General features: G+C 35.1%; 7 protein-coding genes. 6 read left to right on the top strand and 1 reads right to left on the bottom strand.

Annotated features, from left to right (window positions below; translation table 11 throughout):
* Positions 1 to 3 precede the first annotated feature (3 nt).
* Positions 4 to 822, bottom strand: coding sequence for a DUF2797 domain-containing protein (locus tag ABD940_RS10505; RefSeq protein WP_345203339.1), 819 nt, complete (start codon positions 820 to 822; stop codon positions 4 to 6).
* A gap of 91 nt (positions 823 to 913) precedes the next feature.
* Between ABD940_RS10505 and ABD940_RS10500 the strand changes: the two genes are divergently transcribed.
* From ABD940_RS10500 to ABD940_RS10475, 6 genes are all read left to right on the top strand, one after another.
* Entirely contained in the window at positions 914 to 1,936 is a 1,023-nt protein-coding gene (locus ABD940_RS10500) for a GDP-mannose 4,6-dehydratase (RefSeq protein ID WP_345203336.1), read from the top strand.
* A 142-nt stretch (positions 1,937 to 2,078) separates the two neighbouring features.
* The gene (locus tag ABD940_RS10495; RefSeq protein WP_047399050.1) at positions 2,079 to 2,300 is read left to right on the top strand and encodes a DUF2795 domain-containing protein; all 222 of its coding nucleotides are present in this window, start codon (positions 2,079 to 2,081) and stop codon (positions 2,298 to 2,300) included.
* A gap of 125 nt (positions 2,301 to 2,425) precedes the next feature.
* A complete protein-coding gene (gene secA, locus ABD940_RS10490) occupies positions 2,426 to 5,500 on the top strand; it encodes a preprotein translocase subunit SecA (protein WP_345203333.1) in 3,075 nt (1,024 codons plus the stop codon).
* 151 nt (positions 5,501 to 5,651) lie between these two features.
* Complete coding sequence (locus ABD940_RS10485) at positions 5,652 to 7,811, top strand: TonB-dependent siderophore receptor (protein WP_345203331.1); 2,160 nt, start codon at positions 5,652 to 5,654, stop codon at positions 7,809 to 7,811.
* Positions 7,812 to 7,855: 44 nt separating this feature from the next.
* A complete protein-coding gene (locus tag ABD940_RS10480; protein WP_345203328.1) occupies positions 7,856 to 9,055 on the top strand; it encodes a PepSY-associated TM helix domain-containing protein in 1,200 nt (399 codons plus the stop codon).
* On the top strand, positions 9,052 to 11,169 hold the full coding sequence (locus tag ABD940_RS10475; protein WP_345203326.1) for a TonB-dependent receptor: 2,118 nt from the start codon (positions 9,052 to 9,054) through the stop codon (positions 11,167 to 11,169). Before ABD940_RS10480 ends, ABD940_RS10475 begins: the two co-directional genes overlap by 4 nt.
* Positions 11,170 to 11,371 lie beyond the last annotated feature (202 nt).

Below are 11,371 nucleotides of genomic sequence, written 5' to 3'. Positions count from 1 at the left end.
GATTTAATTCATTTTAAAATAAAGCTGATTTTTTATACTCAATTCAATCACATAGCCTTCATGTCCTCTTACATTCATAAAATTTCCTCCATCAAAACCAAGATACTGACCTTTAATTCCCGTCAATTTTCCTGTAAATTCCGGTTTTTTATCTAAAGTGAAAGAGGTAACTTTTTCAGGTTTTTCAAAAGGATAATCAAATTTCCAAAGATTTTCTCCTTTACTGTAGAATTTCTGAAAATCATCCGGAAAATATTCTTTAATCTTTTGCTGAAAATCAACAAGATCAATTTCTCCCTCAAAATCATCCTGAAGCATTTTTTTCCAGCTTGTTTTATCTGCAACATGCTGTTTTAATGCAACTTCTATCATTCCTGCTTCATAACGGTTTTCGGTTCTTGCAATCGGAAGCGCAAAAGTCGCTCCCTGATCGATCCATCTTGTAGGAATCTGCGTATTTCTCGTCACTCCTACCTTCACTTCTCCCGTGTAAGCCAAATAAACTGTGTGTGGTTGTAACTGAATTTCTTTTTCTATATTCAAATCCCGTTCCGCAATTCCCAAATGTGCTGTAGAAAGTTCCGGACGAATAATTGTATCACTTGCATAAGGACTTTCAAAAAAGCAGCTTTTACAAAATCCCATTCTGTAGATTGGCTTATTCAACTGACAGTTCACACATTGAAAACCTGTATGTTTTATTGTTAATTCTTTTCCGAACAGTTCATTCATGTGAATAAGATCTCCCGAAAGATTAAGATAATATTGAATCGGCTCATCATTGAAGCTCGTCATCTTTAAAATTTGCCCTTGAAACTGCATATATTAATTTTATGTTACTTTTTTAAGTAAATTTAACAATTATATTTTTCACAAAGTAAATTTATATTTTTGTGGTAAGAAAAACATACGGATGAATTATCTTGTAACTGGCGGAAGCGGTTTTATTGGTTCCCACTTGGTCGAGCAATTATTAAAAAAAGGACATTCTGTCATAAACGTTGACAATTTTGATGATTTCTACAACTATCAGATAAAAATTGCAAACACATTAGAGTCAATTGGTGAAAATTCCACTTTTGATTTTTCTGATAAGGAGAATGATATCCAAAAATTAATTCTTCTCTCAAAATCAAATAATTACACATTATATTATCAGGATATTCGCGATAAAAAAGGACTGGAGGAAATCTTTAAAAATCATAAAATTGATTTAATTATTCATCTTGCCGCACTTGCCGGAGTCCGTCCTTCGATCGAAAGACCTTTGGAATACGAAGAAGTCAACATACGCGGAACAATGAATCTTTGGGAATTGTGTAAAGATTTTAATATTAATAAATTTGTTTGCGCATCATCTTCAAGCGTTTATGGAAATAACGAAAAAATTCCTTTTTCTGAAACTGACAATGTAGACAACCCAATCTCTCCTTATGCTGCAACAAAAAAATGTGGAGAAATTTTAGGTCATGTTTATCATGATTTATATAAAATTGATATGATTCAATTAAGGTTTTTCACGGTTTATGGACCAAGACAAAGACCTGATCTTGCCATTCATAAATTCACAAAATTGATTTCAGAAAATCAGGAAATCCCTTTTTACGGAGATGGAACAACGGCCAGAGATTATACTTTTATTGATGATATTATTGATGGAATTTTAAAATCTATTCAATATCTGGAAAATAATTCCGATGTGTACGAAATTATCAATCTTGGCGAAAGTGAAGTTATTAATTTAAATGAAATGCTTTCCACCATAGAAAGTACATTAGGAAAATCTGCCATCCGAAAAAATCTGCCAATGCAGCCCGGAGATGTCATGAAAACCAATGCAGATATTACAAAAGCCAAGACATTAATTGGCTACAAACCTGACACAAACTTCCAAAATGGCATAAAAAAATTTGTGGAATGGTTTTTGAGAAAATGACCTCAAGTAAGCCCTAGAAAGTCGCTCTAATACTTTCTTTTGGCATACGATGAACAAAATTTAATAAAAAGAATTGAAAATCAGGTATAAAAAAGCATATAATATAAGCTATTTTTATACTTTTGCAAAAAATTAGAAAATTATGTACTGGACATTAGAATTAGCTTCATATTTAAGTGACGCACCTTGGCCAATGACTAAGTCTGAACTTATCGACTACGCAATCAGAACTGGTGCACCTATGGAAGTGGTAGAAAATCTTCAGGCAATCGAAGATGAAGGAGAAATCTATGATGCAATCGACGAGATCTGGAGCGACTATCCTACGGACGAAGATTATCTTTGGAACGAAGACGAATATTAATTAGAAGCATTAAGCTTTAGGCCTTGCTTAGAGCTTTTTTGCCCTTTTTTAAATATCAATTTTTACACGATAAGTGTTATTAAAAACGCTTAAAGGATATCCTTTAGGCATAAAGCAAAAAATTTATGAGTTTTTTAAACAAAGTTCTAAAAGGGTTTTTGGGAGACAAAAAAGCGCAGGACCTAAAAGAAGTAAAAAAAGTTGTAACAAAAATCAAAGCTGTTGAACCAAGTATTCAGCAATTGTCTGATGATGGTTTGAGAGAGAAAACTGCTGAGTTTAAAGAAAATATTAAATCTGCAACCAGCAAAATCACAGCTCAGATAGAACAGACACAAGAGCAGATAAAAAATTCGAAAAACGTTGACGAAAAAGAGGCTCTTTTCTCAAAAATCGAGACTCTAAAAAAAGAATCATACGAAATCGAAGAAAAAGTTCTTCTACAAATTCTTCCTGAAGTATTTTCATTAGTGAAAGAAACAGCAAGAAGATGGGCACAGAATGGCGAAATCCGTATCACAGCATCCGATTGGGACAGACAATTGGCTGCCGCAGGAAAAGATTTCGTAGAAATTCAGGGAGATCAAGCTGTTTGGAAAAACTCATGGGATGCTGCCGGAACGCCTGTAAACTGGGATATGGTACATTACGATGTTCAGTTTATCGGAGGGGTTATTCTTCACAGCGGTAAAATTGCCGAAATGGCAACCGGTGAAGGTAAAACTTTGGTAGGTACACTTCCAATTTTCTTAAATGCACTTCCGGGAAGAGGAGTTCACGTTGTAACAGTGAATGATTACCTTGCAAAAAGAGACTCGGCGTGGATGGGACCATTGTACCAATTCCATGGAATGAGCATCGACTGTATCGATAATCACCAACCTAACTCAGACGGAAGAAGAAAAGCATACAATTCAGATATCACTTATGGAACAAATAACGAATTCGGTTTCGATTATTTGAGAGATAACATGGTAACTTCGCCTTCAGAATTGGTACAAAGAGAATTGAACTTTGCAATAGTGGATGAGGTTGACTCAGTTTTGGTAGATGATGCAAGAACACCTTTGATTATTTCCGGTCCTGTTCCACAAGGTGACAGACAGGAATTTGATGTTCTAAAACCTTCAATCGACAGAATTGTTGATGTTCAGAAAAAAACTGTTTCCACAATTTTTAATGAGGCTAAAAAATTAATCGCTGCAGGAAACACAAAAGAAGGAGGATTTAAATTGCTTCAGGCTTACAGAGGTCTTCCTAAAAACAGACAATTAATTAAATTTTTATCGGAAAGCGGAAATCGTGCATTGCTTCAAAAAGTTGAAGCTCAATATATGCAGGACAACAACCGTGACATGCCGATTGTAGATAAAGATCTTTACTTCGTTATTGAAGAAAAGAACAATCAGGTTGATTTGACGGACAAAGGTGTTGAATACATGTCTCAAGGAAACTCGGACAACAATTTCTTCGTTCTTCCGGATATCGGAACTGAAATCGCTGAAGTTGAGGCTAAAAATTTATCCAAAGAAGAAGAATTCGAAGCTAAAGAAAGACTTTTCGCAGAATTTGCTGAAAAATCTGAAAGAGTTCACACGATGAGCCAATTGCTTAAAGCATATACATTATTTGAAAAAGATGATGAATATGTGGTAATTGATGGTGAAGTAAAAATCGTTGACGAGCAGACAGGTCGTATCATGGAAGGAAGACGTTATTCTGACGGTCTTCACCAGGCAATTGAAGCTAAAGAAAACGTAAAAATCGAAGCTGCAACGCAAACTTTTGCAACCGTTACTTTACAGAACTATTTCCGTATGTATAATAAGCTTGCGGGGATGACTGGTACTGCTGAAACGGAAGCGGGTGAGCTTTGGGAAATTTATAAATTAGACGTTGTGGTAATTCCTACCAACCGTGTAATTTTAAGAGACGACAGACAAGATTTAGTTTTCAAAACTAACAGAGAAAAATATAACGCTGTAATTGAAGAAATCGAAAAATTAACGGCAGCTGGAAGACCTGTATTGGTTGGTACTACTTCTGTTGAAATTTCTCAGTTGCTTTCAAAAGCATTACAGTTAAGAAAAATCCAGCACCAGGTATTGAACGCGAAACTTCACAAGAAGGAAGCAGAAATCGTTGCAGGAGCAGGACAGCCTGGAGTTGTGACAATTGCAACAAACATGGCGGGTCGTGGTACCGATATTAAGCTGACTAAAGAAGTAAAAGAAGCAGGAGGTTTAGCAATTATCGGAACAGAAAGACATGATTCAAGACGTGTTGACAGACAGTTGAGAGGTAGAGCGGGAAGACAAGGAGATCCTGGAAGTTCTCAGTTCTATGTATCTTTGGAAGATAATTTGATGCGTCTTTTCGGTTCTGAAAGAATCGCTAAAATGATGGACAGAATGGGTCATAAAGAAGGTGAAGTTATTCAGCATTCTATGATCTCTAAATCTATCGAAAGAGCACAGAAAAAAGTAGAAGAAAACAACTTCGGAACAAGAAAGAGACTTCTTGAATATGATGACGTAATGAACAAACAACGTGACGTAATCTACAAGAGAAGAAAGAATGCATTGTTCGGAGATCACTTGAAATATGACATCACAAATATGATTTTCGATGTTGCTAATTCTATCGTTGCGAAAGGAAAAGCTAACGGAAGTTATAAAGATTTCGAATTTGAAATTATCAAACATTTCACAATGGGTTCTCCTGTTTCTGAAAGTGATTTTGGTAACAAGCAAGTTCCGGAATTAACGGATATTTTATTTAAAGCGGCTCAGGAAGACTATCAAATGAAACTGAACTTATTGAAAGAGAAATCATTCCCGATTATTGAGAATGTATATCAAAATCAAGGTTCGATGTTTAAAATGATTCAGGTTCCTTTCACGGACGGTCACAAAACAATGACAATCGTTGCAGATCTTAAAGAGGCTTACGATACACAATGTGAAAGTTTAATCAATGATTTTGAAAAGAATATTACTTTATCCATCATCGATGAAAACTGGAAACTTCACCTTCGTGAAATGGATGATTTAAGAAGATCTTCTCAGGGAGCTGTTTACGAACAAAAAGATCCGTTGGTAATTTACAAACAGGAATCTTTCCACTTATTCAGTGAAATGATCGATAAATTAAACAAAGAAATTATTTCATTCTTGTACAAAGGAGAAATTCCTGCCTAAGAAAATAATTAATTCATAATATAAAACCCGCATCAATACACATTGTTGCGGGTTTTTGTTATTTAGTGTATAACAATTATATGATAAATATCAATTCTATTTCTAATTTAGAATAATTAAAAACAATATATTTGCAGAAATTTTGACTTTCATGAAAAATGTACTGATCTGCGCCTCATTGTTGGGCTCTATGCTAACGTTTGCGCAAGAGAAAAAAGATTCTGCAAATACTAAAAGTATAGAAGAAGTTATCATCAATAAAATGGTGAAAAAACTTGATACTGAATCCTCCAATAAAATGCCGGTGAAGTTCATAGAAAATCCACAAGTTTATTCTTCTATCGACAAAGGGATTTTGGAAAATGAAAACATTTTTACTGTTGATGATGCTTACAGAAATGTAACAGGATTGCAGAAAATGTGGAATCCTACAGGAAGAGCCGGAGATGGTGGTTCATTCTTTGTTTTGAGAGGTTTCCCGTCACAAGCTTCTACAAGAAATGGTGTGGTTGCTCCCGTTACTTCTACAATTGATGCAATAAATGTGGAAACATTGGAATTTCTAAAAGGTCCTGTTGGAACACTTTACGGAAGTAATGTAGCTTCTTATGGTGGTCTTATCAATAGAGTCACTAAAAAGCCTCAGCAAAACTTCTTTGGTGCAGTTTCAGCTTCTGCGGGAAGTTACAATACTTACAGAGCAACTGCGGATATTAATGCTCCGATTACAAAAGACTTGCTTTTCCGTATCAATACGGCTTATACAAATGAAGGAAACTTCACGAAACCCGATGCTAAAAACCAATATACAACATTCGCACCAAGTCTGACTTGGAATGTTTCCGACAAAGTTCAGCTAAATGTAGATTATGAATTGTTCAGCAACCGAGTAACAGCAAATCCTTATTTCTTCTATCTTTCACCGAAAACTTTGAACGGAATTGATAATATGAAGGATTTGGAAAAAGTGGCAGGTTTAGATTATAAAGAATCTTACACGGGAAAAGATTTATACATGACGGCAAGAAATTCTAATGTTTTCGGAAACGTAAAATGGAAAATCAACGATAACATTACCTCGAATACTTATATCAATAATTCTGATTCTTATTCCGACGGTTATAATCCGTATTTTTCGATTTCTTACACAGGAGGACAATATTTGGTTAACAGAGCAGACCAATCTACAAACGACAGTAAAAAATCTTGGTTTCAAGTTCAACAAAACTTCAACTTCAATTATGATTTCTCCAACGGAATGAAAAACAAAACGGTTGTTGGTTTTGATTATATGAGAACAACGGAAAGATTGAAATACAAATATTTGAACGGTGATTTTGATACTGTAGCCGCTTCAGGTGCAGATTATTCAGGAATGAATGACGCTGCTTTGTCTGCACTGTATGCGGATACAAGTAAATTTTCAACTTGGGATTATTTGAGAGATTTAAATACGTATTCAGGATATATTTCCAACTTATTTACTCCTATTGCCAACTTACATATTATGGCAGGACTTCGTTATGAAAATAACGATTACCTGGGAGGACTTGTAGGACCTGCAACAGGAGCAACTCCTGAAAAAGCATTCAACCAATCTGCATTTTCCCCAAAAGCTGGAATTGTTTATGAAATTGTAAAAGATAAATTCTCGGTTTTCGGAAACTACCAGAACTCTTTCAAGTCTAACGGATATTATACATCTGATGTAGCAGGAAATACAACTTTATCAGACCCTGAAAGAGGAAATCAGTTTGAAGGTGGTTTTAAAGCAAGCTTATTTAAAAACAGATTCAATGCAACGGTTTCTTACTACAACATCAAAGTGAAAAACCAATTGCTTTACACCGGAGAATATACCCCAGCTTTTGCTTCAGTTCAAAAACAAGCCGCTTCTACACTTAGTAAAGGGTTCGAGCTGGAAGTTAATGCATACCTTGTAAAAGGGTTCTCTTTAGTTGGAGGTTTGGCTTATAATGATACAGTAGACGAAGCGACAGATTTAAGACCAACAACAGCTGGTTCTTTCTGGAATGCAAATTTCAACTTAGCTTATCAATTTGTTGATGGAAAATTAAAAGGTCTGGGATTCGGATTTGGTGGAAATTATGCCAGTGACAATAATGTAACAGGAGATTTCATATTACCAAAATATTTTGTTTTGAATGCTAATGCGTTTTACGATGCCAAGAAATTCAGAATCGGAGTTAAAGTTGATAACTTCACGAATGAACATTACTGGACAGGATATTCTACAGCGAATCCGCAAAAGTTGGCGAATTTCTTAGGAACAATTGCATATAAATTTTAATAAATAAAACAAAAGCTAGCCCTCAAAAAGGTTAGCTTTTTACTATGAAGAAGAAGCATCATCATAAAAAGAAACCTTCTTTTACAAAAAAATGGTCTGCCAAACTGCATTTGTGGTTTGGTTTGTCCGTTGGGCTCATTGTGTTTATTGTTTCTTTAACGGGGACGATGTATGTTTTTAAGGATGAAATTCAGAATCAGCTTAGAAAAGATGCCATTTTTGTAAAACCGGAAACGATTTCTCAACAACCTTTGTCTATTGAGGTTTTAAAGGAAAAAGTTTCGTTGGAGGTTAATGAGAAATATCCGATCAGTTCGGTTGAAATTCCTTTAGATAAAAACAAATCTTACGAGTTTTTATATTACGAAAAAGATAAAAAAGCATGGAATTATTTTGATGAAGTTAAAATCAACAAATTAATTTATGTTAATCAGTACACAGGCGAAATTCTCGGAATTTATAATGAAAAATATGACCTCTTCCCTATTTTAAAAGCCATTCACTGGAGTTTATTGTTAAAAGCAGACTGGGGAAAATATGTAATTGGAATTCCGGTTGTTTTGTTCATCATTATGTTGATTACAGGGATCATTCTTTGGTGGCCTCAGAATAAAAAAATGAGGAAAGGTCGTTTCTCATTCGACTGGAAAAATGTAAAAATCTGGAAACGCAAAAACTATGATCTTCACAATATTTTGGGATTTTATGCTTCATTTATTGCTTTAATATTGAGTTTATCAGGAATTTACTTTGCTTATCCTTGGGTAAAAAATGCTTTTAATATTACACTTTCAGGCTCTTTGGAACTTCCGAAAGAAAAAGAAATCAAATCTCCCGACTCACTTTTAACAAAGAATAACGCAATATTTGATCTTACGGCAGAAGAAACAAGAAAATTATATTCAACCTTATCGAGTTTCAGAATTCCATTGAACGGAAAAAATAAAAAAGGAAAAGATTTAAAAAATATTCCGGTTTCCGTATATGGCGAAGACGGAAAATTTGCCATCAGAAATCAATTGGTTTTCGATAAATATTCAGGAAAATTATTATCAAATAAACCTCATCAGGAACTTAATACAGCAGAAAAATATGCCAATGCCAATTATGACATTCATACGGGTTCATACTTTGGAATCTTTGGAAAAATTATTTGGTTTATCGCAGGATTAATCTGCACCTCATTGCCCGTAACAGGATTTTTAGTATGGTTAGGAAAGAAGAAAAAAGGAATTAAAAAATGAAGAAAATAATACTATCCGTAGCCACATTAGCTACAATCACCACATTTGCACAGCAAAAAGATTCTTTACAGGTAAAAGACGTGGATGAGGTTGTTTTAACGGCTTCCAGAAAAAGAGAAAACATCAAAGAAATTCCTAGTTCTGTAACGATTGTCAATCAAAAGCTAATTCAGTCACAATTGACGGTAAATTCAGACATTACAAGCATTTTACAATATACAGTTCCGAGTTTGGCGACAAGTTCCGGACAGACTTCAAACACTGGGCAAACGTTGAGAGGACGTCAGGTTTTGGTCTTAATTGACGGAATTCCACAGTCTACTCCACTTCGAAACGGAGCGAGAGATTTAAGATCCATTGATCCTTCCGTTATCGAAAGAATTGAAGTTATTAAAGGTGCTTCATCAATCTACGGAAACGGAGCCGACGGAGGAATCATCAATTACATCACAAGAAAAAATAATTCTGATAAAAAAATCTCCGGAATTTCTCAGGTTGGTATTACAGGACAAACTTACGGGGGAACTTTAGGTTACAGAGCGAGCCAATTGCTTTCCGGAAGTTTTGCTAAAAAGTTCGATTACGTTGCTTCATTCGCTTATGAAAGAACAGGTTATATGAAAGATGCAAATGGTGTGAATTTAAGTCCGACGTACAGCACCGCAAAAATGGACAACTACAACGGAATGTTAAAGTTAGGCTATAACATTAATGATAATCAAAGAATTGAAGCCTCTTACATTGGCTACGCATCAAAATCTGATTTAAATTTAGGTTTAAAAACAGGAAAATATGGCGTAACTCCTACAATCGGAGAGGGCTTAGGAAAAGGGTTGGAAACAACTCCACAAGGAACGCCGAGAAATCATAACTTAAAAGTAAGCTACGACAATAAAAATATCTGGAAAGGAACTTCTTTGAATATAAATCTTTACATGCAGGATTTCAGAACCGTTTATGGATACAGCGATACTTTCCTAAATGGAGGTCAGTCTAATGTAATTTCTAAAAAATATGGAGCAAGAGCCAATTTTGACACCCAACTTTGGAATGCACAGAATTCTCAGGCAGAAGTTATCTACGGGGTTGATATTCTGAATGATCAAACTGTTCAGAAGCTGGAAGACGGTCGTTACTGGACTCCCGATATGAATATGACAAACATCGCACCTTTTGCTTTGGTTAAAATTGATTTATTAAAGAAAATTACCATCAAAGGAGGTCTTCGATATGAAAATATGAAGGTGAAAGTCGACGATTTCAACACTCTTTCAACCGTAAAATCAGACGGAACATTTACAAAAAGTATCTTCGTGACAGGAGGAAATCTTGAATATAATGCTTTGGTTACAAACCTTGGACTTCGTTACAACATCAATCCGATGATCAATATTTTCGGAAGTTTTTCTCAGGCTTATTCAATTAATGAACTGGGAAGAATTTTGAGAACATCAACTTCCGATACGATCTCTAATCTTGAAACAAAACCAATCATCGTTAATAATTACGAATTGGGAGCAACAGGACAGATCACAAAATGGCTGAATTACGAAGTAACTTCTTATGTGAGTACTTCAAAATTAGGAGCAACTTTCATCCAAAGTCCGGACAGAGCATTGACGATTCAAAGAGCACCAGAAGTTGTGTATGGAGTTGAAGGTTTCTTACATTTCAACCCGACAAATTGGATTAATTTCGGTGGAAGTTACAGCTGGATGGAAGGAATTACTTCTCCAAAAGACGACGGGGATTATTCAACAAAGATTAACAATAGCAGAATTTCTGCCCCAAAAGTTTTGGCATACGTTCAGGTAAGACCTATCCAAAAACTATCTGTCGGACTTGATATGCTTCATGCTTTCGGACAGGATAGATTCGATCCGAATGCAAAAACTGGATTGTATGTTTACGGAGAAGGAGAAGTTCCGGAATACACGGTTTTCAACTTTAAATCGAGCTACGACGTCAACAAAAACTGGAAAGTTTCCTTAGGCGTTGAAAATGTATTCAACAAAGTTTATCAGCCTGCCATTGCTTGGTGGGGAGCAAGAGATGCCGATTTTACCAATGCATTGGGAATGAGAGGGACTTTTATGGTTGAATATAAATTTTAATTGAGTTTTTTAAATCTAAATACCCATCCACTTTGTCATCCCGTAGGGATCTAGGCACAAATAATTCATTTAAATTTCTAATACTATGCTTAGATCCCTACGGGATGACAAAGTGGACGGAAATAGTTTGAAGAAAATAAGTAATAAAAACTAAAGGCGTTTCATTTAACAGACCCACAATTTGTATTTCGAAATTAAATAA

The organism is Chryseobacterium ginsengisoli, assembly GCF_039542325.1.
Classification (GTDB): domain Bacteria; phylum Bacteroidota; class Bacteroidia; order Flavobacteriales; family Weeksellaceae; genus Chryseobacterium; species Chryseobacterium ginsengisoli.
Note: the sequence above shows the minus strand (reverse complement) of the source record. Positions and strands in the feature narration are given on the sequence as shown.